This is a genomic window from Streptomyces sp. NPDC052016, from assembly GCF_044548445.1.
Lineage (GTDB): Bacteria > Actinomycetota > Actinomycetes > Streptomycetales > Streptomycetaceae > Streptomyces.
This window is the reverse complement of sequence record NZ_JBIUBX010000002.1, coordinates 52,035-78,830: the sequence shown is the minus strand read 5'-3', so window position 1 is coordinate 78,830 and position 26,796 is coordinate 52,035. Positions and strand designations below refer to the sequence as shown.

General features: G+C 70.9%; 19 protein-coding genes. 7 read left to right on the top strand and 12 right to left on the bottom strand.

The window, feature by feature from the left end; genetic code table 11:
• Nucleotides 1–20 precede the first annotated feature (20 nt).
• The 3 genes from ACIHAR_RS03455 to proB form a co-directional block, all read right to left on the bottom strand.
• The gene (locus tag ACIHAR_RS03455) at nt 21–1,307 is read right to left on the bottom strand and encodes a glutamate-5-semialdehyde dehydrogenase (protein WP_365454129.1); all 1,287 of its coding nucleotides are present in this window, start codon (nt 1,305–1,307) and stop codon (nt 21–23) included.
• 85 nt (nt 1,308–1,392) lie between these two features.
• On the bottom strand, nt 1,393–1,938 hold the full coding sequence (locus ACIHAR_RS03450; RefSeq protein WP_365454126.1) for a hypothetical protein: 546 nt from the start codon (nt 1,936–1,938) through the stop codon (nt 1,393–1,395).
• Nucleotides 1,939–2,083: 145 nt separating this feature from the next.
• Nucleotides 2,084–3,211: a glutamate 5-kinase gene (gene proB, locus ACIHAR_RS03445; RefSeq protein WP_400016526.1), complete on the bottom strand. Its 1,128-nt coding sequence runs from the start codon at nt 3,209–3,211 to the stop codon at nt 2,084–2,086.
• 215 nt (nt 3,212–3,426) lie between these two features.
• Here proB and ACIHAR_RS03440 point away from each other — a divergent pair, with 215 nt between their 5' ends.
• Nucleotides 3,427–4,824, top strand: a complete 1,398-nt coding sequence (locus ACIHAR_RS03440; RefSeq protein ID WP_365454120.1) for a polysaccharide pyruvyl transferase family protein — start codon at nt 3,427–3,429, stop codon at nt 4,822–4,824.
• 156 nt (nt 4,825–4,980) lie between these two features.
• Here the strand turns inward: ACIHAR_RS03440 and ACIHAR_RS03435 are convergent, their stop codons facing one another.
• The 7 genes from ACIHAR_RS03435 to rplU form a co-directional block, all read right to left on the bottom strand.
• Nucleotides 4,981–6,201 carry a glycosyltransferase family 2 protein gene (locus tag ACIHAR_RS03435; RefSeq protein WP_400016522.1) on the bottom strand — a complete coding sequence of 407 codons (1,221 nt, stop codon included), beginning with the start codon at nt 6,199–6,201 and terminating at the stop codon, nt 4,981–4,983.
• Nucleotides 6,202–6,410: 209 nt separating this feature from the next.
• Nucleotides 6,411–8,447: a hypothetical protein gene (locus tag ACIHAR_RS03430; protein WP_400016947.1), complete on the bottom strand. Its 2,037-nt coding sequence runs from the start codon at nt 8,445–8,447 to the stop codon at nt 6,411–6,413.
• Between the two features lie 190 nt (nt 8,448–8,637).
• The gene (locus ACIHAR_RS03425) at nt 8,638–10,137 is read right to left on the bottom strand and encodes a bifunctional cytidylyltransferase/SDR family oxidoreductase (protein ID WP_365454114.1); all 1,500 of its coding nucleotides are present in this window, start codon (nt 10,135–10,137) and stop codon (nt 8,638–8,640) included.
• Between the two features lie 225 nt (nt 10,138–10,362).
• Entirely contained in the window at nt 10,363–11,619 is a 1,257-nt protein-coding gene (locus ACIHAR_RS03420; protein WP_400016520.1) for a hypothetical protein, read from the bottom strand.
• Nucleotides 11,620–11,783: 164 nt separating this feature from the next.
• A complete protein-coding gene (gene obgE, locus ACIHAR_RS03415) occupies nt 11,784–13,229 on the bottom strand; it encodes a GTPase ObgE (protein ID WP_400016519.1) in 1,446 nt (481 codons plus the stop codon).
• Nucleotides 13,230–13,370: 141 nt separating this feature from the next.
• On the bottom strand, nt 13,371–13,625 hold the full coding sequence (gene rpmA, locus ACIHAR_RS03410; protein WP_189937709.1) for a 50S ribosomal protein L27: 255 nt from the start codon (nt 13,623–13,625) through the stop codon (nt 13,371–13,373).
• A 14-nt stretch (nt 13,626–13,639) separates the two neighbouring features.
• A complete protein-coding gene (gene rplU / locus ACIHAR_RS03405; protein WP_004931419.1) occupies nt 13,640–13,960 on the bottom strand; it encodes a 50S ribosomal protein L21 in 321 nt (106 codons plus the stop codon).
• 669 nt (nt 13,961–14,629) lie between these two features.
• On the opposite strand from rplU, the gene ACIHAR_RS03400 reads away from it, so the two are divergent.
• Nucleotides 14,630–16,390, top strand: coding sequence for a D-glucuronyl C5-epimerase family protein (locus ACIHAR_RS03400; protein ID WP_400016516.1), 1,761 nt, complete (start codon nt 14,630–14,632; stop codon nt 16,388–16,390).
• Between the two features lie 171 nt (nt 16,391–16,561).
• Nucleotides 16,562–17,164, top strand: a complete 603-nt coding sequence (locus ACIHAR_RS03395) for an acyltransferase (protein WP_365454101.1) — start codon at nt 16,562–16,564, stop codon at nt 17,162–17,164.
• 70 nt (nt 17,165–17,234) lie between these two features.
• Here ACIHAR_RS03395 and ACIHAR_RS03390 read toward each other — a convergent pair whose 3' ends face one another.
• On the bottom strand, nt 17,235–19,379 hold the full coding sequence (locus ACIHAR_RS03390; protein ID WP_400016513.1) for a glycosyltransferase: 2,145 nt from the start codon (nt 19,377–19,379) through the stop codon (nt 17,235–17,237).
• A 132-nt stretch (nt 19,380–19,511) separates the two neighbouring features.
• A complete protein-coding gene (locus tag ACIHAR_RS03385) occupies nt 19,512–21,101 on the bottom strand; it encodes a glycosyltransferase family 4 protein (RefSeq protein ID WP_365455127.1) in 1,590 nt (529 codons plus the stop codon).
• Nucleotides 21,102–21,445: 344 nt separating this feature from the next.
• Here ACIHAR_RS03385 and wecB point away from each other — a divergent pair, with 344 nt between their 5' ends.
• The 4 genes from wecB to ACIHAR_RS03365 all read left to right on the top strand — a co-directional run bounded on the left by wecB (nt 21,446) and on the right by ACIHAR_RS03365 (nt 26,795).
• Nucleotides 21,446–22,522 carry a non-hydrolyzing UDP-N-acetylglucosamine 2-epimerase gene (wecB, locus tag ACIHAR_RS03380; protein ID WP_365454095.1) on the top strand — a complete coding sequence of 359 codons (1,077 nt, stop codon included), beginning with the start codon at nt 21,446–21,448 and terminating at the stop codon, nt 22,520–22,522.
• A 147-nt stretch (nt 22,523–22,669) separates the two neighbouring features.
• The gene (locus ACIHAR_RS03375) at nt 22,670–23,995 is read left to right on the top strand and encodes a glycosyltransferase (RefSeq protein WP_365454092.1); all 1,326 of its coding nucleotides are present in this window, start codon (nt 22,670–22,672) and stop codon (nt 23,993–23,995) included.
• Nucleotides 23,992–25,653 (top strand): hypothetical protein, encoded by a 1,662-nt coding sequence (locus ACIHAR_RS03370; protein ID WP_365454089.1) that lies wholly within the window; start codon nt 23,992–23,994, stop codon nt 25,651–25,653. The genes ACIHAR_RS03375 and ACIHAR_RS03370 overlap by 4 nt, the downstream gene beginning before the upstream one ends.
• 20 nt (nt 25,654–25,673) lie before the next feature.
• Nucleotides 25,674–26,795 (top strand): acyltransferase family protein, encoded by a 1,122-nt coding sequence (locus tag ACIHAR_RS03365; RefSeq protein WP_400016945.1) that lies wholly within the window; start codon nt 25,674–25,676, stop codon nt 26,793–26,795.
• The last annotated feature ends 1 nt before the right edge of the window (nt 26,796 follow it).

The following is a 26,796-nucleotide window of genomic DNA, read 5'->3' as shown; positions in this document are numbered from 1 at the left end:
CGGGGCGCCGGATCCGCCGGTCAGCGCCGCACGTGCCCGTCGCCCGTGACGATGTACTTGGTGCTGGTCAGCTCCGGCAGGCCCATGGGGCCCCGGGCGTGCAGCTTCTGGGTGGAGATGCCGATCTCCGCGCCGAAGCCGAACTGGCCGCCGTCCGTGAAGCGGGTGGAGGCGTTCACCGCGACCGTGGTGGAGTCGACCAACTGGGTGAAGCGGCGGGCGGCCTGCTGGGAGGTGGTGACGATGGCCTCGGTGTGGCCGGAGGTCCACAGCCGGATGTGCTCGACGGCCTTGTCCAGGGAGTCGACGACCGCGGCCGCGATGTCGTACGACAGGTACTCCGTCTCCCAGTCCTCCGGCGTCGCCTCGACGACGGTCGCCTTGGAGTCCTTGGCGTACGCCAGCACGCGCTCGTCGGCGTGGACGGTGACCCCGGCCTCGGCGAGGGCGTCGAGGGCGCGGGGCAGGAACTCGGCGGCGATGTCCCGGTGGACCAGCAGGGTCTCGGCGGCGTTGCAGACGCTGACCCGCTGGGCCTTGGAGTTGATCAGGATCTCGACGGCCATGTCGAGGTCGGCCTGGGCGTCGACGTAGACGTGGCAGTTGCCCGTGCCGGTCTCGATCACCGGAACGGTGGACTCGGAGACGACGGTCCGGATGAGCGAGGCGCCGCCGCGCGGGATCAGCACGTCGACGAGACCGCGGGCGCGCATCAGCTCGCGCACGCTCTCCCGGCTCTCCCCCGGCACGAGCTGGACGGCGTCGGCGGGCAGACCGGCGCCGCCGACGGCGTCACGGATCACCCGGACGAGGGCGGTGTTCGACGCGTAGGCGGAGGCGGAGCCGCGCAGCAGGACCGCGTTGCCGGACTTCAGGCAGAGCGCGGCCGCGTCCACCGTCACGTTCGGGCGGGCCTCGTAGATGATGCCGACGACGCCGAGCGGGACGCGGACCTGGCGCAGGTCGATGCCGTTGGGCAGGGTCGAGCCGCGCACGACCTCACCGACGGGGTCGGGCAGCGCGACGACGTCCCGTACGTCGGAGGCGATGGCCCGGACCCGCTCCGGGGTGAGGGTGAGCCGGTCGACGATGGCCTCGCTGGTGCCGGCCTCACGGGCCTTGGCGATGTCCTGGGCGTTGGCCTCGACGATCTCGCTCGTACGGACCTCCAGCGCGTCCGCGATGGCGAGCAGCGCGTCGTCCTTGGCGGCCCGGGGAAGCGGCGCGAGGTCGGCGGCGGCCGCCTTGGCGCGGTAGGCGGCCTGGGTGACCGGGGAGAGGGCGTCGTACGGCGAGAGCGTGGTCATACGGGAAGGGTAGTGGGCCGGACCGAGCCGTTCACCGCTCGTTCCACACCGCGAGACACACCGCGGGACGCGTCATCGGGTGGGGTCAAAAGGGGTGAACTCCGACGGGGGCCGCCGGGGGCGGGCCGTAGCCCTCGGCGATGCGCTGGTGGTAGGTCTGGCGGTCGATGACCTCCAGGCCGACGATCTCCCAGGGCGGCAGTCCGGCGGTCTGGCGGTGCTCTCCCCACAGGCGCAGGGCGACCGCGGCCGCGTCGTGCAGGTCGCGGGCCTCCTCCCAGTAGCGGATTTCCGCGTGGTCGACGGCGTAGCGGCTGGTCAGGAGGAAGGGATGGTCGTGGGCGAGCTGTTCGAGGGCACGCCGCAGCTCGTGCAGGTCGGCCTCCTCGCCGGAGACGCTGAGGGTGACGTGCCACAGGCGGGGCAGATCCTCGGGCCGGGTGCCCTCCGGTCCGTCGCCCTCCGGCTCCCGGTACCGGTCCCCGGCCGCCACGCTGGTCAGGGCGCGCTCCTCACCGGCCGCACGCGAGGCCGGCTTCCCGGCGGAGGACGGCTTCGCGGCCGAGGACGCCTTGCCGGTCCCGCCGGTACTCCCACGGGTCGCTGCCACCCCAGGGCGCACTCGTCTCACGACGGCCTCCTTTTCGCAGCGCTCGTGCGGGATGTGTCCCAGAGACAAAGTGGAGCAGGCCGCAAGGCTTCATGGGGCGGTTTCACGGAACGTCCCCCACCGGCACGGCGTTCGAGCACGTCCGGCAGGAGGCGTGGGACTCCTCCTACGGGTGGAGGATCACCAGATCGTCCCGGTGGACGACCTCCCGCTCGTACTCGGCGCCCAGCTCGCGCGCCAGCTCGCGGGTGGACCGCCCGAGGAGCTGGGGGATCTCCTTGGCGTCGAAGTTGACGAGACCGCGGGCCACCGCGCGCCCCCGGCCGTCGCGCAGCTCGACCGGATCGCCCGCGTTGAACTCGCCCTCGACTCCGGCGATCCCGGCCGGCAGCAGCGACTTGCGCCGCTCGACGACCGCGCGCACGGCCCCGTCGTCAAGGGTCAGCGAGCCCTGCGGGGTGGAGGCGTGCTGGAGCCACAGCAGCCGGTCGGCCGAGCGCCGGCCGGTGGGGTGGAAGTAGGTGCCGGTGTCCCCGCCGGAGAGGGCGTCGGCCGCGTGGACGGCGCTGGTGAGGACCACGGGGATGCCGGCCGCGGCCGCGATCCGGGCGGCCTCGACCTTGGTGACCATGCCGCCGGTGCCGACGCCCGCCTTGCCGGCGCTGCCGATCTCGACGTGGGCGAGGTCCTCCGGCCCGCGCACCTGCGCGATCCGGGAGGTCCCCGGCTTGCTGGGGTCGCCGTCGTAGACACCGTCCACGTCGGACAGCAGCACGAGCAGGTCGGCGTGGACGAGGTGGGCGACGAGGGCGGCGAGGCGGTCGTTGTCGCCGAAGCGGATCTCGTCGGTGGCGACGGTGTCGTTCTCGTTGACGATCGGGAAGGCGCCCATCGCCAGCAGCTTGTCGAGGGTGCGGGAGGCGTTGCGGTGGTGGGCGCGGCGGCTCATGTCGTCGGACGTCAGGAGCACCTGGCCGACCCGGACGCCGTAGCGGGCGAAGGAGGCGGTGTAGCGGGCGACGAGCAGGCCCTGGCCGACGCTGGCGGCGGCCTGCTGGCGGGCGAGGTCCTTGGGGCGGCGGCGCAGGCCCAGCGGCGCGAGGCCGGCGGCGATGGCGCCGGAGGAGACGAGGACGATCTCCTTCTCCCCCCCGCTGCGGCTCTTGGCGAGGACGTCGACGAGCGCGTCGACCCGGTCCGCGTCCAGCCCGCCCGAGGCGGTGGTCAGCGACGAGGAGCCCACCTTGACGACGATCCTGCGGGCCTCGTGTACGGCCTGCCTTGCCCCTGCCACCTTGCTCCTCGTCCCCTCGCCTAGGTCACGGCTCCCCACCAGGCAATCTACGCGAACGCGGGTGAGGCCGCTCCTGAGTTCCAGTCTCCGGACAGTCACGGATCTCGGCCGTTCGCTCACTGTTTGCGCACGGCAAAGTGGTTGTATGGGTTTCACATGGCAGTTGAAGAGGCCAGAAATTTATTTTGAAGGTTGGGTCACTTAAAGTTCGCACTGTGAAGCGCATACTCCTGCGATCGGGGAAGAGCCCCTTCGACGTCCTCCCCGTCGAGGAAGCTCTCCACCGCGACGTGATCGCCACCAACTCCGGCAACCTGATCTTCAGCGATGCCGCCCACAAGATCCTCACCACGCCGAACGTCGAGGTCTTCTCGAACGGCATGCGGACCGACGCCACCGCCGCCGGGAAGATCAACGACGAGTACGACGCCTTCGTCGTGCCGCTGGCCAACGCCTTCCGGCCGACGTTCGAGCCCGCGCTGCAGCGGCTGACCCGGCTGATCGGCAAGCTGAAGATCCCGGTCGTCGTCCTGGGTGTCGGCGCGCAGTTCGGTGTGACCTACGACCCGACACGGCTGAAGGCCATGGAGCCCAGCGTGCGCGCCTTCTGCGCCGCGGTGCTCGAGCACAGCGCGTCCATCGGCGTGCGCGGCGAGTTCACCGAGAAGTACCTCAACGACATGGGCTTCAAGGACGTCGAGGTCATCGGCTGCCCGTCCATGTTCATGTTCGGCGAACGGCTCACCGTCGAGAAGCGGGCGGCGACGCTGACCACGGACGCGCGGGTGGCGGTCAACGGCTCGCACACCGCGGTGCGCGGCGGGGGCCTGCACAAGATCATCAACCGGGCGCACGCGCGGTACCCGAACCTCCTGTACATCGGCCAGAACCTCACCGACGCCCGGCAGCTGCACTGGCGCGACCTGAACTCCCCGGCCGGCCGCATGACCGAGATGCCGACCCATCCCGACCACCCGATGTACCAGGAGGGCAAGGTCCGGGTGTACGTGGACCCGGCCACCTGGATCGGCGACCTGCGGGACTACGACTACTCGTTCGGCTCGCGCATCCACGGCAACATCGCGGCGCTGCTGGCGGGCACGCCGGCGACCGTGCTGGCCTTCGACTCGCGCACGCTGGAGCTGTGCCGCTACTTCGAGATCCCGCACCGGCTGCTGAGCGAGGTGCCTCCGGACCTGGACCCGGCCGAGTTGTACGAGGAGGCGGACTTCGGCCCGCTCACCGGCAACCACAAGGAGCGCTTCGACCGCTTCACGGCCTTCCTGGACAAGAACGGTCTGGAGAACACCTTCACGCACGGCGACGGCGGCAAGGCCTTCGAGAAGAAGCTGCGGTCCCTGCCCTTCCCGCCGGGCGTGCGCCCGTGGACCGACGTCGACCTGGACTCCCTGACCAGCCGGTTCGGGTGGCTGCACCAGCGCATCACCGAGCTGGACAACCACAACGCCCAGTTGAAGCGCGAGCTGGCCAGGTCCAAGGTCGTCGCCAAGGCCGCGGCGGCCAGGGCGGCGCTTCCGACGCCCTCGATCTACCGCCGGGCGCGGCGTGTGGTGGGCGGGCCGCTGCGGCGGGCGCTGAAGCAGACGAAGTAACTGCGTGGGGGAAGGGCGCGGGTGACGCCGGAGCGGTCGCCTCCCTTGGCCGGGTGGGACCGCGGTGGCCGGACACGCCCGTGCGGCTCAGCCGCGCCGGACACGCCCGCGCGGCTCAGCCGCGGAGCGGTCCGGCCCCTCCCCACGCGGGGTCACTCACGCCGTCGTCACGCTCCGCGGCGTCACCCGTCGCCGGGACACCACACGCCGTAGCTTCCGCGTCGCCCGCCGCAGGAAGGACTCGGTCGGGCCCTGCCGCCAGCCGGGGTAGGCCTTGGCCTCGCGAGGTTCGGCGAGGTAGACGCGATCCGGTATGCCGGCCGCCGCGGAACGGAAGTGGGGATAGGCGAGGTACAGCCGGGTGCCGCGCCGCTCCAGGACGGGCGAGGGTTCCCGCTTGTCCCTGATGAACTCGATCACGTCCGCGAGGAGGTCGGGGCGCTGCAGGGCCACCAGGTGCAGGCGCAGCCGTTCGTGGACCCTCAGGCGGTGGGCGACGCCCTCGTTCCAGTAGGCGTCCATCAGCGGTCTGGCCAGCTCCAGCTTGGTGCGCCGGGTCTCCTCGTCGTCGCGCAGGAACACCGGCCCGAACTGCGGCAGGACCGTGACGAGGAAGGGGCGGACCATGAGGACGTCCCGTTTGGCGCCGGGCGGGAGCATCCGCTCGAGCAGTCCCATCAGGGCGCGCGCGGAGTCGAAGCGCAGGGTGTAACTCCCGCTCTTCGTCACGTGTTTGCCGTCGGTGCGGCCCACCAGGTAGTAGCAGGTGTAGTCGGCGAGCACGGAGACGCCGTCGGCCCGCAGATAGGCCTCCATCGTGAACAGCGCGTCCTCGCCGGTCCACAGGGACTCGTCGAAGCGCATGCCGTGCCGGTCCAACAGCGCGCGGCGGAACAGCTTCTGCGCGCTGAGCGTGAACTTGATGTTGGAAGAGAAGACGTCGGTGCGGTCGAGGGTCGTCCCCCACATCGACCGGGGCGCCTTGCGGTTGATGCCCTCGACGCGGCCCAGGACCACGTCGGTGCCGTTCTTGTCGGCCATGGCGACCATACGTTCCAGGGCCTCGGGGCCGAGCCGGTCGTCGGCGTCGAGGAAGAAGACGTAGCGGCCGGTGGCCTTGGCAAGACCGACGTTGCGCGGGCCGCTGGGACCACCGGAGTTCTCCTGGTGGATGACGGTGACCGCCATGGGAGCGCGGGCGGCGAACTCGTCGAGGCAGTCCCCGGTGCCGTCGCGCGAGCCGTCGTCGACCGCGATGACCTCGATGCGCGCCGGGTCCATCGACTGCGCCTCGACCGATGCCAGGCACTCGACCAGGTACGGCATGGCTTCGTAGGCGCCGATGATCACGGTGACATCGGGCTCCGCCTGGGTCACTTCTCCCCCTCGTAACGCAACATGTCCGCCTCGTCAATAGTTCGGCAATCCGATAGACGGGAGATGTCGGAAGGGGGTTGCTTCTGTTACCTCCACCCCTGAATGTGTGCCGCGTCACCACGCGCGGAAACGGCTCGGCCCCCGGAGATCACTCTCCGGGGGCCGAGCCGTCGGTGTCGGAACCGTGCCGGGACCGCGCCCGGCGGGGCTCACGCCGTCGTCAGACCGTCCGCCAGTTCCGCCCCGCCGACCGCCGTGCCGGCCCGGGACTCCTGACTGACGTTGCGCGCCTCGGCCTTCAACGCGAGGTTGGCCACAGCGGTGTTGAACTGCTCGATGGAGGTCGGCTCGTCGGGACCGAGCAGGTACTCCTTGAGCTCCTTGCGGTCCTCGGCCAGCGCATCGGCGGCCGGATCGCGCACGGCGTCCAGCAACTGATCCAGCTCGGCCGCACTGTTGGTGAGGAGCACGGCCGCGCGCACCGCGGTGTTCTGCCGCTTGAACTCCTCCGCGCCCACCTCGGCCGAGTCCGTGACCGCGTACGGCTTGCCGCTGGCGATGAAGTCGGAGACGACGCTGGAGATGTCGGAGACCATCGCCTCGGAGGCGTTGAAGCAGTCGTACAGGCGCGGTTCGGTGCCCGTGATGACGCGGTGCTCGAAGGAGGGGAAGGAGCGCCAGTAGGCGTCGTTCCACTCGGCGCGCAGCCGGGCGGCCTCCTCGTGCCTGCGCATGTCGACCAGGCCGTCACGGCTGGTCACGGCCTCGTCGGCCTTCTCGTCGAAGGCGAGGGACAGCGCGTCCAGACGGGTCTTGAGACGGGTGAGCTCGGCCTTGGCCCGGGCCTGGGCGGCCGGGTCCGCGGTGAAACGGGGGTCGGCGGCGCGCTCGGCCGCGGCCTTCTTCACCAGGGCGGTGATACGGCGGTGGGCGGCGCCGGCCTTGGCGCTGCGGGTGCCGGTGAACGGGTGCGGCTTGTACAGGACGCGGACCGGGGGCTCGGCCGAGACGAGCTTCTTCACGATGTTCTCGCCGGCCAGCAGCAGCGAGGTGTTGCCCGGGTTGTCGTCCCAGCCCTCCCAGGTGGGCGCGTACAGGATCGTCGGGATGCGGTCCTCCGGCGCGCCCCGCCACGGCTTGATCGGCGCGAGCTGCGGGCGACCGACCTCGACGATGTCCTCGTCGCGGATGCCGACGTCGGCGATGGCGTAGCGGTCGCGGCCCGCGCGTCCGGCGGTCCACACCTCGTCGTACACCTTGCTGAACGGGTTGACGCTGGCGGCCTTGTCGCTGTCGCCGTGGCCGATGAAGACGTGCTTCATGGTGGGCACGCGCAGCAGGTGGATGTTCTTGCCGACGTTCGCCGCGTACAGCGCGACCCGCACCGTGGACAGGTCCAGGTTCATCAGGTGCACCCCCCCGGGCACGCAGATGACGGGGACCGTCGTGGGCGCCATCTTCGCCAGGATCTCGCGCTCACGAAGGATGATCAGCGGACGGGAGTCCAGCTGCTCCATCGTCTCCAGCCACATGTTGACCTGGTAGGCGGAGTCGGGCGAGCCGGAGAAGTAGAGCACCGTCTCCGGCCGGTACTCGCGCAGCCAGGCGCTGATGCTCTTCAGCACCTTGTCCGCCTTCGGCGGGATGCGGCGGGCCCGCAGGTGGGGCACCAGCGCCAGGACGTACACCGCGCCCAGGCCCAGGGTGACGCCGACGCCGACGAAGCCGGCCTGCGTCACGTCCGTGAGGGCGTAGACGAGCAGGCCCACGACGGCCGCGAGGTCCAGGTGGAGCATCTTCACGCCGGCCCGGCGCAGCAGCAGGCGGGGCGGGGCGTCCGGGATGCGGATCCGCGAGACCATGTCGACGTTGCGGGTGACGACCGGCATCTGGCGGCGGTTGCCGATCAGGGTGACCAGCGCGCCGTGCGGGGCCTGCAGACCGAAGAAGATCGTGAAGCAGGCGATCGCCGCGTAGAAGACCGCCTCCTCGGAGAGGCCGAGTCTGGCCAGCAGCAGGATCAGCAGCAGCTCCCGGACCAGGAAGCGCGTCGACAGACCGGCTCTCACCTTGCCCAGGAGGCTGATGAGGTAACTGCCCTTGCGGTGGAGGTAGAGGTCCGCAAGGTAGGTCACGGCGGCCGCGGCGGCGAAGGCGGGAACGCTCGGGACGAGCGCGGCCAGCATGAGGCCGGGGTAGCCCAGCGTCATGAGGGCCGCCGCGGCCAGCTCGGCCGCGTTGCCCACCCGGGCGACGCGAATGGCGGTGGTTATCACGGAGGAACCTGCTCTGGGAGGGTTGCCGGTCATAGAATCATGAGAGTCCGGAAAATCCCCTGTGGTGTGGTTTCGGGAATTTTACGGATTCAGGCCCCTGTGAATTCTCCGTAAACCGGGAGCGACAGAGGCCTGAATTCCAATGGCTAATGGCGGTTGATTATGCCATGCCGTCCTGTCGGTCCAGCACGCCCGCCAGGGCCTGCTCGAAGCCGGAGGCGCGGCTGGCGTCGGCGGTCGGGTCCTGCTGGCGGACGTCGATGACGTGCCCGGTCAGCTCGGACAGCAGCACGTCGAGGGAGGTGCGGGCGACCGCCTCCGAGGACAGCAGGCTGCCCGCCGGCTCCTGGCCGAAGGCCTTGGTGCGCATCGGGGTGGCCGTGCGCTCCGGGTTGATGCAGTTGACGCGGATGCCGTCGCCGGCCCACTCGTCGGACAGGGCCTGAGTGAGGTTCACCATGGCGGCCTTGGTCGAGGAGTAGAGGCTGTACTCGGCGCGGCCGCGGGTGTAGCTGCTGGAGGTGTACAGCAGCAGCTGCCCCTTGGTCTCGGCGAGGTACTTGTAGGCCGAACGGGCGATCTGCACGGGGGCCAAATAGTTGACCTTGAGCGCTTCCTCGATGGTCGCGTTGTCGGTCTCGGCGAGCTTGCCGATGCGCAGCACACCGGCGGTGTTGACGACGTAGTCGATCCGGCCGGTCTCGGAGTACGCCTTGGACAGCGCGTCGTCGACCTCCTCCGGATTCTCCACGTGCGTGCCGGTGGTGGAGCGGCCCAGGGCGTAGACCGTCGCGCCGTAGGACTCGGCGAGTTCGGCGATGTCCTTGCCGATGCCGTACGAACCGCCGAAGACGACCAGGGTCTTACCGGTCAGCAGTTCGCGGTAGGCGTCCTCGCCGTTCTGCTCGGGCGCTGCGGTGGAGGCGAGCTGGAACAGCTTGTCGGCGATGAAGACGTCGACGGGCTGCGTCACCTTCATGTTGTACTCGTCGCCCGCGACCACGTGGATCGGCACGTCCGGCAGGTAGCGCAGGACGACCGTGCAGTCGTCGGTGGCCTGGAAGTTGGGGTCGCCCGCCGCGACCTCGTACGCCCGCCGGATCGTCGACAGCTTGAAGGCCTGCGGGGTCTGGCCGCGGCGCAGCCGGGAGCGGTCCGGGATCTCGGTGATGAACTCGCCGTCCTCGCCGTGCGTGCGCGTGACGATGATGGTGTCCGCGGAGGGGATGGCGACGTCGACCGCCTGGTAGCGCTCGAGCGCGGCCACGCAGTCGTCGATGACGCGCCGCGAGAGCAGGGGGCGCACGGCGTCGTGGAAGAGGACGTTGAGGTCCTCGCCGTCGGCCAGCCCCTCGCCGAGGGCCGCGATGGCGCGCTCGGTGGTCTCGTTCCGTGTGGCGCCGCCCTCGATGATGCGGGAGACCTTCCTGAACCCGGCCCTGGCCACGATCTTCTCGACGTCCGGCACATAGCCCGGCGCCATCAGCACGATGACGTCGTCGACGGAGTCGGCCTTCTCGAAGGTGGTCAGGGTGTGCTCGATGACGGCCTTGCCTGCGATCTTCAGCAACTGCTTGGGAATCGACAGACCCACCCGCTGACCGGTGCCACCGGCCAGGATCACTGCGGTGGTACGGGGCTTGGCTATGTGCTGGGACACAGGTGACCTACCTTGGGGCGACAGGGAACGGGGAAATGGTCCCACTTGCGGTAACCGCGATGCAAGGTGAGCGCCCTTCAGTGCATATGTGCGCGCCACCTGTCATTCACCTGGACGTGCCGGTGATTGACGAGACACGACCGCGCCTTCCTCGGATGCTCCCGCTAAATCCTGTGAGTAAGTGCACAGCCTATAGGGGATTGCCGAGAGTGACGGGAATGCGGCTCAGTGGCGCCGCAGCCGCTTCAGACAGCGCCGCCCCAGCACTTTGACGAGTTCCTTCGACGACGTCTGGTGCACCGGCCGCGCGGGCTGCCGCCCGGCCCCGCCGGCCACCGCCGCGAGCGCGCCGTACAGCGCCTGAGCGGCCACTTCGGGGGCGATGCGGGCCTCCTCGACGGGCTGTGCGCCGGCCTGCCCGGCGGGCTTCGGCAGGGCGGACAGCAGACCGGGATCGCCGAGCACGCGCACCCCCATCGCCTCGATACGCCCGGTCATCTCGGCGCCGATCGCGACGGCCGCCTCGACGGCCCAGGCCGGTGTGGAGATCTTCACGTCGCGGGACGTGGGGCTGCACGTGTTCTTCATATGCATGACCGCGCCGTTGCGAACCAGCTTGGAATAGAGCTCGTCGGGGAGGGCATTGTCACGGAATTCCTTATTGAGGTTCCGCAGCATTTCGGTCTCGGCGAGGGTGAGCGAACGATTCGCCGTGTCGGGAACGGGCCGCAGGAGCTGCGCGGGCAGTCCGAGCAGCCCCTCGAAGGTGCGCATCAGCCCCTCGCGGTCCCGGTCGTCGACCACGACGACGGTGACCCGTTCGGCCCCCACCACCCGCACCCACCGCTCGACCAGCCGGTCGTGCCGGTGCCGCCGCCAGAAACTCGGATTGGGCTTCTCGTACGGCGCCTTGCGGAGCATGTGCTCCAGCCACTCCTCGTAGCCCATGCGCAGCCCGTTCTGCACGTACTGCTGCCACTGCGAGGGCATGATCCGCACCAACGGCCGCAGCGTCACCAGAACGTGCACCCGGTCCCCGCCGAGCTGCTCGACGATCCGGGCGATGGTCGCGTCGTCGGGGGCGTCGGCGAAGAACTCGCTGCTGATCACCGAGGTGCTCCGCCCGGTGGCGTTCACCTGTTCGACGAGGCGGTTCCAGTGCCCCTCGGTGGGCCTGGTGTCACCGATCATCCCGGGGCGGGCGCAGGCGGCCAGCACCGCCTGCATGGGGTGCCTGCTGGTCGCGGGGAACTCGACGCCGTACGCCGGCATCCGCTCCTTCGCCGCGAACAGGGCGCCCTGGATGGCGGTGGTGCCGGTCTTGTGCGGGCCGATGTGCAGCAGGCGGGTGCCGGCGGGCAGGGGGGTGGGCGGGGTGAGCGGCCGGGAGCCGGCCGTGGTGAGGGACCGCGCGGCGGGGTGGCCGGCGGTCGCCCGGGGGTCGTTCACCCGGGCTTCGTTGTTCGTACAGTCCGTCTCCATGGTCAGAGGACGGTAAGAGCGTTTTCTGTGGCGACCATGAGAGGAGCCTTGGGCCCGGATGAGTCTCCATGACGGGCACGGACGCGGAGGCGCGACGGACGCGGATGCGAAGAGAGACCCGCCGCTGGTGTACCGCGGCGGGTCTCGGAAGGGATGGGGCCGGCTCAGAAGGGTTCGAAGCCCTCGAACTCCTGGACCGCCTCGTCGCGTTCGGCCTGGCGGTCGCGCCGGCGCTGGGCGGCGGGCCGCGGGGCCTCGAAGCGGTGGTCCTCGCCGCGGCGGCCGAGCATCTCGGCACCGGCGGTCACGGAGGGCTCCCAGTCGAAGACGACGGCGTTCTCCTCGGGCCCGATGGCGACACCGTCGCCGGAGCGGGCGCCCGCCTTCATCAACTCCTCCTCCACGCCGAGGCGGTTGAGCCGGTCGGCGAGGTAGCCGACGGCCTCGTCGTTGTTGAAGTCGGTCTGCCGCACCCAGCGTTCGGGCTTCTCGCCGCGGACGCGGAACAGCGGCTCGCCGCCGACCTCCTCGCGCGTGACGGTGAAGCCGGCGTCGTCCACGGCCTTGGGCCGGATGACGATCCGGGTCGCCTCCTCCTTGGGCTTGGCGGCCCGCGCCCTCGCCACCAGGTCGGCGAGCGCGAACGACAGCTCCTTCAGTCCCATGTGGGCGACGGCGGACACCTCGAAGACGCGGTAGCCGCGCGCCTCCAGATCGGGGCGGACCATCTCCGCCAGGTCCTTGCCGTCCGGTACGTCGATCTTGTTCAGGACGACGATGCGGGGGCGGTTGTCGAGCCCGCCGTACTGCTTGAGCTCCTCCTCGATGACGTCGAGGTCGGAGACGGGGTCACGCTCGGACTCGAGGGTGGCCGTGTCCAGCACGTGCACGAGCACGCTGCACCGCTCCACGTGCCGCAGGAACTCCAGGCCGAGGCCCTTGCCCTGGCTGGCGCCCGGGATGAGACCGGGGACGTCGGCGATGGTGTAGACGGTGGACCCGGCGGTCACGACGCCCAGGTTCGGGACGAGCGTGGTGAACGGGTAGTCGGCGATCTTCGGCTTGGCGGCGGACAGCACGGAGATCAGGGACGACTTCCCGGCACTCGGGTAGCCCACCAGCGCCACGTCGGCGACGGTCTTCAGCTCCAGGACGATGTCCCGCAGGTCCCCCGGCTCGCCGAGCAGCGCGAATCCGGGCGCCTTGCGGCGGGCGGAGGCCAGGGCGGCGTTGCCGAGCCCGCCGCGACCACCCTGGGCGGCGACGAAGGAGGTGCCGTGCCCGACGAGGTCGGCCAGCACGTTGCCCGCCTTGTCGAGGACGACGGTCCCGTCGGGCACGGTGAGGACGAGGTCCTGGCCGTCCTTGCCGGAACGGTTGCCGCCCTCGCCGGGCTTGCCGTTGGTGGCCTTGCGGTGCGGGGAGTGGTGGTACTCGAGAAGCGTGGTGATCGACTGGTCGACGGTGAGGATCACATCCCCACCGCGCCCGCCGTTGCCGCCGTCGGGCCCGCCGAGCGGCTTGAACTTCTCACGGTGGACGGAGGCACAGCCGTGGCCTCCGTTACCCGCGGCGACATGGAGTTCGACGCGGTCCACGAAGGTGGTCATGGTGGGTGCCTCCTGGGGGTCCCCCCGGCCGGGGCCGGGGGAGTGCGGAACTGTCTCTGACGTAACACGCGAAAGGCGGACCCGCCTTCCCGGAAGGGAAGTGAGGTCCGCCTCGCGAAAAGATCGAACGACTCGCTCGGGTCAGGCGACCGGAACGATGTTCACGACCTTGCGGCCACGGTGGGTACCGAACTCCACCGCACCGGCCTGCAGCGCGAACAGCGTGTCGTCGCCGCCGCGGCCGACGCCGGAGCCCGGGTGGAAGTGGGTGCCGCGCTGGCGGACCAGGATCTCACCCGCGTTGACGACCTGACCGCCGAAGCGCTTCACGCCGAGCCGCTGGGCGTTGGAGTCGCGACCGTTCCGGGTGGACGATGCGCCCTTCTTGTGTGCCATGTCTCCTCAGTCCCTTACTTCGCAGCCGCGGGGATCTCAGTGACCTTGATCGCCGTGTACTGCTGGCGGTGGCCCTGACGACGGCGGTAGCCGGTCTTGTTCTTGTAGCGCAGAATGTCGATCTTCTGGCCCTTGTGGTGGTCCACGACCTCGGCCTGGACCTTGATGCCGGCCAGCACCCACGGGTCGCTGGTCACAGCGTCGCCGTCGACAACGAGCAGGGTCGAGAGCTCGACCGTGTCGCCAACCTTGGCGGTGGAAATCTTGTCAACCTCAACGATGTCGCCGACAGCAACCTTGTGCTGGCGACCACCGCTGCGCACGATGGCGTACACGCGGATCTCACTCTCTCGCTCGGGAACGGCACCCCCGCAGTCCAGCCGCCCGGGAAGGACACGGACGGCCTCTCCCGACCACCGAGGTACCCGGGAGGAAGAGGTTTACGGGGATGTGGCGCGTCTATGGACATGCCGACGCTCAAGGTTACGGGGCCGGGCTTGAGGGGTCAAACCGGGCCGGGGCGACGACTCCGCCCGAAGGGGCATCCCTGGCCTCAGGCCGGTCGACCATGACGGTCACCACGACCCCCCAGCGATTACGGAGCGTGTCCGCGCCGGAAGGGAGCGTGTCTGCGCCGGAAGGCGGTATCGAAGCGATCCCACCGGACCCCATCGCGATCAGCGCCCACGGCCGGCCGGCTCCGCACCGCCCGCCTCCCCCGACCGTCAAGATCCCCCACCTTCGGACAGGCGATCGAACACCTTGGACCCTCTGCTCACCCTTGAGCACAAGTCCGACTTGACCTCATTCGATTGATCACAGTTCCATCACAGAAATCTCCCAACCCTGTCCAATTACCCGGCCTTATCACTGTCTGCCCCAATCGCGTGCACTGGTCGTTCAGTTGAACTTTTCCTTTGGTCCGCGTTTCGGGTCCGCGCGCCGCAACGCGCCGCGCCGCAACTCCGGACGGTCCGTCAACACCCGTGGGGGGTAGGCAAGTCATGGCTGGCAAGAGACGTGTCGAGGTAGGACGCAGACGGTTCATCCGGGTGGCGGGCGGCACCGTCGCCGGCGCCGCCGTCGTGGGTGGGGGGACCTTCACGGCGCTGGCGACCGGGGTGCTGGACAGCCCTTCGCCGCAAACGCTCGACGGAGTGCCGCGCTCCCTCGTGCTGAGCCTCCCCGACACCCCGCAGAGCGTGGAGCCGCTCCCGCCGATGCCGGACCAGCTCGCCGAGGGCGTCATGAGCCCGCCGGCCCCGGGGACCCGGATCCCCTTCACCGGCGGCACCGTCGACCCGCAGACCGTCGAGGACTCGATCCCCACGACGCTGCCGTTCGAGTTCAAGACGTCGGGCTACCGGATCGACACCGAACTGCCCGAGTACATGCGCCCCTGGCGCGACCGCCCGACCACCTGGTCCAACGTCACGCCCAACACCGAGAACGTCTACCTCGACGACGAGGGCGTCATCCAGTACCGGCCCGACTGGAACACGCCGGGCTACGACCAGCCCGTCACGCAGATCCAGTTCGCGCTCGGCTGCATCACCAGCTACCGCGTCGCCACCGACCCGGAGCGCAAGGCGCTCTTCCTGAAGCGGGCCAAGGCGCAGGCCAAGCGGCTCATCGACAAGCGCGTGGAGACGCGCGGCGCCTGGTACTTCCCGTACCCCTTCGACTGGTACCACCCCGAGCACAGCGGCGTCTCCTACAAGGCCCCCTGGTACTCCGGCATGGCGCAGGGCGAGGCGATCAGCCTCTTCATCCAGCTGTCGCAGCTGGACGGGGTCACGGAGGAGGAGCGGACGCTCTACAAGGCCGCGGCCGATGGTGCGTTCTCCTCGCTGCTGCGCGGCGACAACGCCAAGCCCTGGGTCGTCAACAAGGACGCCAACGGCTACTTCTGGATCCAGGAGTACCCGGGCGCCACCCCCGGCACCGGGGACTACACCTTCAACGGCATGATCTTCGCCACCTTCGGCCTGTGGGACTACTACGTCGCCACCGGCAACGAACTGGCCCTCAAGCTGTACGACGGCGCGGTCACCACCATGCGGGACCACTTCGGACGGCTGCGCCAGGCGAAGTGGCTGTCGTACTACTGCCACACCCACCGGGTCCCGACCAAGGGCTACCACCAGCACCACATCAACCTGTTCCGCCAGCTCCACTGGCAGACCGGCAGCCCCGTCCTCGCCCACCAGCAGGACACGCTGATCAACGACTACCCCAACGCCCTCCTCCTGCCGAAGGGCTCGGTCGCCGCGTTTGCCGCCGGCACGCACACCCTCTACAAGCTGAAGACGGCCGGCGCGCCCCTCTACGGCTGGTCCCCGTCGATGCACGACGCCCAGCTCGCGACGAAGAAGGTGACGTTCACCAAGGCCACCCAGGCTCCGGTCGACATCCGCCGCCGGATCGAGGGGCGGGGCATCTACTACCGCATCAGCGCGGGCGCCTACGCGGGCTACTGGGTCGGCGAGTACTACCCGAAGGTCTTCCTGCGCGGTGTGCACGTGTCCACCACGTACCGCCCGCAGCGCACCGCCACGTTCCCGCCGGACATCTCGATCACCTGCATCAAGTTCGGCAGCGACGGCCAGACCGGCACCACCAAGACGGTCAGGTTCGCCAAGAGCTCGAAGGCCCCGTTCGACCGCCGGGCCATCGTCAACGGCCGCCCCATGGTCCACATCACCGCGGGCGGACTGACCGGGTACTGGGCGCCGGCCGGTCCGGTCCTGACCGACGGGCATTAGTCCTCCGTAGGGGACCGGTGACCGTCCGGGCACCGATCCCCTTCCCTCCACCGGTCACCCCGGCATCACCGGTCCGTCGCATCCACCGGTCCCTACAGACACCGGTCCCCTCGCGGGCACCGGACGCGTATGCTCACAGGCCGTAGCAGTCCCCCCGGAAGCGAGAACGAAGTGAACTACAGGGTCCAGCCGAGCGCCCAGGTCGACGACACCGCCGAGATCGGCGCCGGCAGCAGCGTCTGGGACCTCGCGCAGATCCGCGAGGGCGCCCGTCTCGGCGAGGGCTGTGTGATCGGCCGGGGTGCCTACGTCGGCTCGGGCGTGCGCATGGGCGACAACTGCAAGCTGCAGAACTACGCCCTGGTCTACGAGCCGGCCGAGCTCGGTGACGGTGTCTTCATCGGCCCGGCCGTGGTCCTCACCAACGACCACAACCCGCGTTCCGTGGACCCCGACGGCAAGCAGAAGCGCGGCGGCGACTGGGAGGCCGTCGGTGTGAAGATCGCCGACGGGGCGTCGATCGGGGCGCGCTCGGTCTGCGTCGCACCGATCACCATCGGCCGCTGGGCCATGGTCGCCGCCGGCGCCGTCGTCACCAAGGACGTTCCGGACTTCGCCCTGGTCGTGGGCGTGCCCGCCCGCCAGGTCGGCTGGGTCGGCCGGGCCGGCGTCCGGCTGGTCGAGCGGGACGGGGAGACCGGGGTCTGGGAGTGCCCGAAGTCCGGCGAGCTCTACGACGAGAAGGACGGCGTCCTCGTGGAGCGGGCGGTCTGACGCCACGTACGACGGAGGGGGCCGGCAGCACACGCTGCCGGCCCCCTCTCGTGTGCGCGTCCGCCGCGCGCTACGCCTTCTCGCCCAGCAGCAGCCGGTCGAACTCCAGGCCCACCACGGACCAGTCCCACATCGCCAGCGCGTGCTTGGCCGCGGGCTCCGTGGCCGCGCGCCAGCTCTCCTCGGACTGCGTGAGCGCCAGGATGCGCTCCGCGGCCTCCTCCGGCGTGCCGACGACCCAGTCGGCGGGGAAGAGCGTCCGCGGCCCGTTCTCCAGCGACGCGAAGAACGGCCAGTCGCGGACCACCGGGAGCGCTCCGCTGACCGCGCCCTCGACCAGGCCGCAGTGGAAGCTCTCGCGCACCGAGCTGCTGAGGATGACGCCGACCTCGGTGAGCGCCGCCGGCACGTCGTCCGTCTGGCCCACGCGGTGCACGGCGCCGACCGCCTCGAGCTCCTCCAGCTCCGGCTGGAGCAGGTCGTCGTAGGCGCGGACCGCGGCGCCGGCCTTGCGGTTGAGGCCCTCGCCGATGATGACCAGGCGGTAGCGCTCGTCCTTCTCCCGCAGCTTCCGCAGCACCTGGAGGGCCCAGCGCGGGTCCTTGGCCACCGCGCTCACCCCGACCAGGCCGAGGTTGAAGCGCGCGTCGGCGCCGGACTTGTCGCGCTGGAAGGGCGCCAGGTCCATCGCGTTGGCTATGACGTGCGTGGTGGCGGTGTCGGGTCCGGCCAGCTGCGGCAGGACCTTCTCCGTGAGCTCCCGCAGGTGGTCGCTGACCAGGATCAGGTCGTCGACCCGCGTGAAGTCCACGACGTGCGGCCACCAGGCGAACACCTCGTAGCTGTGCAGCCGGACGATGACCCGCGTGGTGCCGGGGTCGACGGCGGTGAAGAGACCGGCCGCGTTGGTGCACCAGTCGACGAAGACGACGTCGGCCCAGTCCAGGTGGGGCCGCAGCGCCGCGTCGAGCTGGGTGCGGAACTCCGGCCGGCCGCCCAGCGCGTGCTCCATGATCCGCTTGAGGCCCTTGGCCAGCGGGCGGATCGTGTCGTCCTCGTTGACGTCGAGATAGCGGATCTCGACGTCGGGGTGGTTCTCGTAGCGCTCCCGGATCGCCCGCAGGAAGCTGGGGTTGGCGTACGTCGTGACCAGCAGCCGCAGCGGGCGGGTGCCGGTCGGCGCCGGCGCGGCGGGCAGGGCACGCCCGCGCGGCGCGGACAGCGCCTTGAACGCGACGCTCTTGCGGAAGGCGGCGAGGTATCCCTCGGGGTCCTGCGCCATCGGCGACGACACGCCGTCGAAGTGCAGGCCGCGGTGGAAGGCGAGGGAGAACGCGGTGGACAGGTGGTCGGCCGTGGCCGAGTAGTCCTGCTTCTTGAACCGCTGGTCAGCCAGCGCCAGCGCGGCCTCGATGGCCTTGTTGCGGACCTTGGGGTCGTCGTGGCCGCGTCCCAGGTCGGCGCGTGCGGCGTCGGCCAGCAGGGCCGCGCTGAGCTTGCGGTTGGCGATGCGGTCGGCGGCCTGGTTCAGCACGAGCGTGGCGCCCGTCTTGCGGCCGCCCTTGGCCATGCTCAGGCTGACCCGGCGGGCCAGCTTGGCGCGCATGCCGTCCGGCACCTTCGGCGCGACGACCGCGGTCCGCCAGGCCTTGGCGCCGATCGAGGTGCGCATCACGGCGGGCGACGAGGCCCGGCGCAGCACCGCGCCGGCGCCGTGCCGCACGGAACGCTTCGTCGTGCGCAGCGTCACGGTCGGGGACGGGACGGTACGGACCGCGTCGCGCAGGGCGTAGTGCATCCGGTGCTCGCCGCGCGCCTGCAGCGCCCGCAGCGCGGGGGCGACGCCGAACACCGCGTCGGCCCGCCGGTTGCGCTCGGCGAGCCGCCAGACGGTGTAGACGGCGTTGGCGTCCAGGGCGACGAGGACCTGCGCCTTGCGGGCGTTGCCTCGCACGAACGGGCTGCGTTCCGCGCTCGCCCAGGTCCGGCGGGACGGCGGGAGCTTCGCGACGCGCTTGGCGAAGGCGGTGCCGCGCTCCGCGGTCACCTCGGTCAGCGAGCACACGTCGGCGGCGTCGAGGACGCCGTCCACCGCTTCCCGGTCGAAGAGGCCGGCCAGCCGCACCGTCGCTCCCGCAGCCCTCAACTGCTCGACAGCGGCTTTCAGCATCGAGAGCGTCGGCGCCGAGCCGGCGATCAGGAGTACATGGGTCATGCGAGGAGGTCCTCCACCTGTTCTGCGTTCCGTTCCAGGGACGTGCTGTGGGCGTCGGCCCGGCGAGGGGGGCCGGGGGCGATTGCCCCGCCTGTCCTCGCCGGGCCGACGCGGGAGTTCACAGCCGTCCCGTCACACGGCGCTCTCGTACCCGGAGCCCTCCGGCTCCGTCGTCGGGGCCGGCCGGTTGCGGACCGGCGACGTGGCCGGCGCCTCGGTGCCGGGGAGCAGCCTGCTGTAGATCTCGTCCAGGACCACGGCCTGCGCCTCCCAGGTCCACTTCTCCAGCAGCTCCGGGTCCTCGTAGGCCTTCCGGTAGCGCTCCGGGTCGGCGAGGACGGCCTTGACGGCGCGGACGTAGTCCTCGACGTCCTGCGCCTTGAAGACCTCGCCCTGACCGGTCTTCTCGACCATCTCGGCCATGGTGCGGATGTCGCTGACCACGAGCGGCAGCTTGGCCTGCGAGTACTCGAAGAACTTGTTGCTCAGGGCCAGTTCGTGGTTGGGCAGGTGGTGCAGCGGGCTGACCGCCGCGTCGGCCGTGGACAGGAACTCGGGCACCTGCCAGTGCGGCACGAAGGGCAAGACGTGGACGCGGTCGCCGACTCCCAGCTCCTCGATCAACTGGATGATCTTGGCGGTGGCGGGGAAATGCTTGCCCGAGGGCGGCAGCGAGACCAGTGCGACGTGCACGTCGGGCATGTGCGTGAGGCCCTCGATCATGGTCTCGACGCCACGCACCGGGTTGATGCCGCCGCAGTAGGCCAGCAGCGGGGTGTCCTCGTCGATCCCGCACAGCTCGCGCAGGTTGGGGGTGGGGTCGACGTCGGCCACCTCGTCCGGCGCCGGGTTCTTCACCGGGGCGTTGAGGATGACGTAGGGCGTCTCCTTGAGCTTGTGCCCCTTCACCAGCAGCTCGGCCAGCGAGGGCGACACGGTGATCACCGCGTCGGCGAACACCGCGTGCTCCTTCTCCCAGGCCACGTGGCCCGGGAGCCAGCGCTCGTGGTGGGAGTGCAGGCCGGGGACGAACTCGTGCGCGTCCCAGACCAGCTTGACGGGGTGTCCGGCGCCCCGGAGGCGGACGGCCGCGCGGGCGCCGACGCCCAGCATGCGGAAGTCGTGCGCGTGGATCAGGTCGGGCTTGAGCTCGTCGATGTGCTTGGCGAAGGCCAGCTCGAAGTCCCACAGGTACGGCAGCAGGCGGCGCCAGGCGCGCTCGCCCATGGAGACCTGCCAGAACTTGATGAGCGCCTTGTCGAACGGGGTGTCGAACTTCATGCGCTTCCGCTTCGCCCGTCGCGTCGCGCGGGAACGCAGCGAGACCCACTTGCTGGTGGCCTTCGCGGCGGCCTTCGGCACGACCAGCCGGGCGGCCGAGCCGCCGGCGCTCGGCTTGCCGGGGCCGTCGGCCTTGGCGGCGGCCGCGCGGAAGCGCAGGTCCGCACGCCACGCCTTGACCTGCTGCTTGCGGTACGAGGCGATCTGGGGCGAACGGTAGGCGAGCGGGCTGCGGTAGCGCAGCCCCTTCAGGTCCGTCTTGCGGGGCCCGAGCGGGCTCGGCTTGGGCACGAGCCGGACCTCGGCGTCGCCGATGTTCCAGGTCTGCATCTCACGCGTGTTGGAGATGCCGAAGAGGATGACGTCCCATCCCGCCGCGGCGGCGGAGCGGGCCGACTTCTGGACGCGGGAGTCGTTCCTGACGCCGTTGTCCACGAGCATCACGATTCGGCCTCGGGTTCCCTTGGGCCGGCGCTGCCCGTCAGCGCTGTCGAGCTCCATATATACGTGTGCCTTTCGTGATCTGAAGCTTCTGGCACGTTGCAGGAGCCCGCACGGAGGATCGAGCTCGCACACCAGTTCCGTTCAAAGCGGGCGTCTCGTGCATTGCACTTGCGCGCAGACGGCACGGCCACATAACCCGGCCCGCATCAAAGCATACCGTCAGTGAGCCACAGCCCCCCGGTGCGGGCCGCTACCCGCCATGGCCACGGGCCGTCAATCGCCGACACGCCCGTATGATCGGGGTCCGGCCGTCAGTCGCTAATTTGGCAGGAGCAGTACACGTGAAGGTCATCAGCGTCGTGGGCGCACGCCCTCAACTGGTCAAGCTCGCCCCCATCGCGGCGGCTTTCGCCGACACGCCCCACCAGCACGTCATCGTGCACACCGGCCAGCACTACGACGCCAACCTCTCCGACGTCTTCTTCTCCGGCCTGGGCATCCCGGACCCCGACGTGCACCTCGGCGTGGGCTCCGGCAGCCACGGCGCCCAGACCGGCGCGGTGCTCGCCGCCATGGACAAGGTGCTCGAGGCCGAGAAGCCCGACTGGGTGCTCGTGTACGGCGACACGAACTCGACCGTGGCCGGCGCGCTCTCCGCGGTGAAGCTGCACTACCGCGTCGCCCACCTGGAGGCCGGCCTGCGCTCCTTCAACCGGCGGATGCCCGAGGAGCACAACCGCGTCCTCACCGACCACGCCGCCGACCTGCTGCTCGCCCCGACCGAGGAGGCCATGCGCCACCTCGCCAACGAGGGTCTGGCCGAACGCTCCACGCTCGTCGGCGACGTCATGGTGGACGTGTGCCTGCGCATCCGCGACGCCGTCCTCGCCGGTGAGCACCCCCGCCCGGCGCTGCCCGAGGGCATCGACGCCGACGCCCCCTACCTCGTGGCGACGCTGCACCGCCCGGACAACACCGACGACCCCGAGCGGCTCGCCGCCATCATCGACTCGCTGGCCGCCCTGCCCGTCCCGGTGGCGCTGCTGGCGCACCCGCGCCTGGTGGCCCGCGCCGAGCAGCACGGCCTCAAGCTCGACCAGGGTGCGGTGAAGGTCGGCAGCCCGCTCCCCTACGCCGGCCTCGTGGGCGCCGTCCTCGGCTCCGCGGGTGTCGTCACCGACTCCGGCGGCCTGCAGAAGGAGGCCTTCCTGCTGGGCCGCGCCTGCACCACGATCCGTCCGGAGACCGAGTGGGTCGAGACCCTCGAGGGCGGCTGGAACGTGCTGGTGCCGGACCCGCACGAGAGGCCCGACTTCACCGAGCTCGCCACGCGCCCCGCGCCCGAGGCCGAGCGCGGCACGCCGTACGGTGACGGCAACGCCGCGGTGCGGGCCGTACAGGCGATCGTCGAGGGCTGATCCGCCGCCCGTACCGTCACCGTTCCATCAGTCTCTCGGAGCACTCCTTTGCGAAACGTGATCAAGCGCCTCAGCCCGCCGGCTCCGGGTGCGATCCCGTCCGGCACCCGGACGACGGGGCCGCGGCCCGACGGAGTCCGACCGCACATGATCTACCTCGCCATCGGCTTCCCGCCGGCGGCGAAGAGCTGTGCGTACCGGATGCGCGAGACGGCGAACAAGTTCGTCGAGCTCGGCTGGGACGTCACCGTGCTCACCATCGCGGAGGAGTCCTGGGAGCGCGAGTACGGTCTCGACCACACGCTCTCCGACCCGGTGGACCCGCGGGTGCGGATCGTCGAACTCCCCCTGGCCCGTGAGGACCTGGAGACCGACATCCGGCTGTTCACCGAGGACCGGGCGCTGAACCCGATCCGCTGGATGCAGCGGGAGCGGGAGCGGCACCTGGAGCACTTCCCCGAGCCGGTGTTCGGCGGCTGGCGCGCGGCCCTGGAGCAGGGCGTCCTGGACATCCACCGGGAGTTCCCGGCCGACCTGCTGCTGGCGAGCTGCGCCCCGTACGTCAACCTGGCCGCCGCGTGGAAGCTGTGGGAGGTCCACAAGGTCCCCTACGCGATCGACTTCCGTGACGGCTGGTCGGTCGACGTCATCGGCGGCGGGGAGGCCTTCACGCGTGACTCCGTGGCGGGCGTCTGGGAGGACCGCGTCCTGTCGGAGGCCGTCGCGATCTGGTGCGTGAACGATCCGATCGCGGACTTCTATCGGGAGCGCTACCCCGAGCTCGCCGACCGGGTCCACGTCGTGCGCAACGGTTTCGACCCGGACAGCGTCCCGGAGGTGCACGGCGAGCCGGACCCGGAGGAGGGCCTGACCTTCGGCTACCTGGGGTCGGTCAACTTCAAGCCCGCCTTCCTGGCCACCGTCCTGGACGGCTGGCGGGCGGCCCGGGAACGCGACCCGCTCCTCGCCCGCTCCCGGTTCGAGATCCGCGGGCACATCGGCGCGGGCGCCAGCCGTGAGGCCAACGCCCACATGACGCTGATCCGTCAGGCCGAGTCCGACGGGGTGCTCTTCGGCGGCCCCGTGCCGAAGGCGGAGGTCGCCTCGACCTACGGCCGTTGGGACGCGCTGGTCCTGATGCTCGTCGGCGGCCGTTTCGTCACCTCCGGCAAGGTCTACGAGTTCATGGCCTCCGGGCTGCCGGTGGTCTCGTGCCACGAGGTGGACCACGACGCCTCCCACGTGCTCGCGGGACACCCGCTGTGGACCGGCGCCGTCGGCCTGGACGCGGAGGGCATCGCGGAGTCGTTCGTGAAGGCGGCCCGGATGGCCGTGGAGGCCACCCCGGAGCAGCGGGCCGAGGCCCGTGCCCACGCCAACAGGTTCACGCGCGGCGAGCTGATGGCCCCGGCCGCCCGGCAGCTGACCCAGGCCGTCCGCCCCGCGCTCCTCGCGGAGGGTTCGTCGGCATGACGACGGTCAAGCGGCGGGTGCTGGGGTTGCCCGCAGCGGTGGCCCGGGGGACCCTGCACCCGAAGGTACTGCGGACCGGCGCGGGTGCCCGTGCCTGGCGGCTCGTGGTGACCGCGCCCGGTCTGAGCGACTCCGTGCGCTCCCGGCTCGCCCGCCGGGTGGGTGGCGGCCTCGACAGGGCCAACCGGCCCGAGGGCGCGGTCCTCACCCTCAGCTCCGCCGCACGCCGTACCACCGGGGCGCGCCACCGGGCCGACCTGCTCGGCGAGGCCGCCCGGATCGAGCTGGCCCGCGGCCGGGTCCCGCGCGCCCTGACGGCCGCGGTCACCGCCGAACTCGCCTGCGGGGACGCGCGGTTGGCCGCCGGTGACACGAAGGCGGCCGCGGCCTCCGTGATCAGGGCCTTGCGGCTCGCCTTCCACCGGGTGCTGCACTTCGACCGGACGACCTCACCGCTCGCCGACGACCCCCGGGCGTACACGGCGCCGCTGCGGGGCAGCGCGACCGTCCGCGCGCTGTCGGAGGGAGCGGGCCGGGCCACCGAACCCGCCGCCGCCCCGGCCGGCCGGCCGATGCGCCTGCTGTTCGTCACCCGGGGCAACGCGAACTTCCTCCAGCAGATCCGCGACCACTACGAGGCGCACCCCGGTGTCGAGGTCCGGTCCCTGGACCTGAAGGACGAGCCGGAGCTCGACGGGCTGGCCACCTCACTGGCCCGCATCGCCGCCCACCGCCTCGGCGGAGACGCCGAGTTCGGCCGGCAGGCCGAGGAACTCCTGCGTCCCCACCTGGACTGGGCGGACACCGTCTTCGTCGACTGGTGCGTCGGCCCCGCCGCGATCTTCACCTCGGTCGATCCGGGGGACACGCGGATCGTGGTGCGGCTGCACAGCGCGGAGACCTTCAGCCTCTGGCCGTTCCTGGTCGACTTCTCCCGCGTCGACGACCTCGTCTTCGTCGGCGCCCACCTGCGCGACCTGACGGTCGCGACGGTGCCGCAGCTGTCGTCGGAGCGCGTACCGAGGCTGCACGTCATCGCCAACGCCATGGACCTGGCGAGCCATGTCCGCCCGAAGTCGGACGACGCCCGCTTCACCCTCGGCCTGACGGGCATCTCGTCGGTGGCCAAGGATCCCCGGTGGGCGATCGAGGTGCTGCGGATCCTGCGCGCCGAGGACTCCCGCTACCGGCTCTTCCTGCTGGGCGAGGACGTGGACGGGAAGCTCAGCGCCGCGGCCCGCTCCTACGCCCGGCAGTACCGCCGTGACGTGGCCGAGCTGGAGCCCTCGGGGGCCGTCCGGAGGCTGGGCCAACTGGATGACGTCCCCGCCGCGCTGACCGACGTCGGCGTCATCCTCAGCGCCTCCGTGCGGGAGAGCTTCCACTGCGGGTTCGTCGAGGGCGCCGCGAGCGGCGCCGTACCGGTGGGCCGGGACTGGCCGTTCTTCGCGGGCAAGGCCAACGGCGCCCGCACGCTGTTCCCGGCCGACTGGGTCGTCGGTACGGCCCAGGAGGCGGCCGACCGGATTTTGGAGGTCACCGCGACCCCGGAGCGCTGGCTGAAAGCGGGTCAGGCGGCGTCCGCGCACGCGCTGGCGGCCTGGGACTGGCCGGTCGTCCGCGAGGAGTTCGACCGCCTCCTGCTCCCCGACCACTGAAGGATCACACCTTGACCTCCGTGCCGGCGCCCGGTCGCGACCGCCTGCCCTCGCTGACCGGGCTCCGCTTCTGGGCTGCCCTGCTGGTCGTCCTGTACCACCTGTCCCGTCAGGTCGGGGCCGTCCCCGGCCTGAGCGAGACGGTCTGGTACGGCCGCAGTGGTGTAACGTTTTTCTTCGTTCTGTCCGGAGTCGTCCTCGCCTGGACGTACGACGGCGCGCGCGTGCCCACCCGGGTCTTCCTGTGGCGGCGCTTCGCCCGCATCTGGCCCCTGCTCGCGGTCAGCGTCGCCCTTTCGGTCGCCGTGTGGGCCCTCATGGACCGCGCCGTGTCGCTCAAGGCGGTGGCCGCCACCCTGCTGCTGGTGCACGCTTGGTTCCCGCAACCGGTCATGTTCACCGGCGGCAACCCGGCCGCCTGGTCGCTCACCGACGAGGCGTTCTTCTACCTGACCTTCCCCGTCCTGCTGGCACTGCTCGCCGGCCGCCGCGCCCGGGTGTGGCTGTGGACGGCGGTCGCCGTCACCTGCGCCGCTCTGGTCCTGTGGCCCGCCCTGTCCGGCCTGCCCCCCACCACCCGCAGCTGGGCCCTCGATTACCTGCCGCTGACCCGATCCCTCCAGTTCGTGCTGGGCGTGGTGGCCGGGCTCGCGCTCAAGCGCGGCTGGCGGCCGCCGGTCTCCCTGCCGGTGGCGATCGGGCTGGTCATCGCCTGGCACCTGGTGCTGATCCCCTGGTCCGACGCGGTACCGGACGCCCTCTGGTACAGCCCCTACACCGCCTCCCAGTGGCTCTCCGGACCCCTGTTCGCCGCCCTGATCTGCGCGGCCGCCCGCGCCGACCTGGACGGCCGGCGCACCGGACTGGGCGGGGCCTGGATGATCCGGCTGGGGCACTGGTCGTTCGCCTGGTACCTGCTGCACGAGATCGTGATCCGCGCCGCCGTCTTCCACTGGGGCAAGCCCGCCGCGGGCACCGGGACGCTCGTGTTCTGGGCGGGCGTGCTGGTGGTCAGCCTGGCCGCCTCGGCCGCCGCCTACCACTGGGTGGAGCACCCCGCCGAGCGGTGGCTGCGCCGCCTCGGACCGTCCGTGCGCCGGGCCCCGCTGCCCGAGACCCCGCCGGCCGTGGGCGCACGCTAGC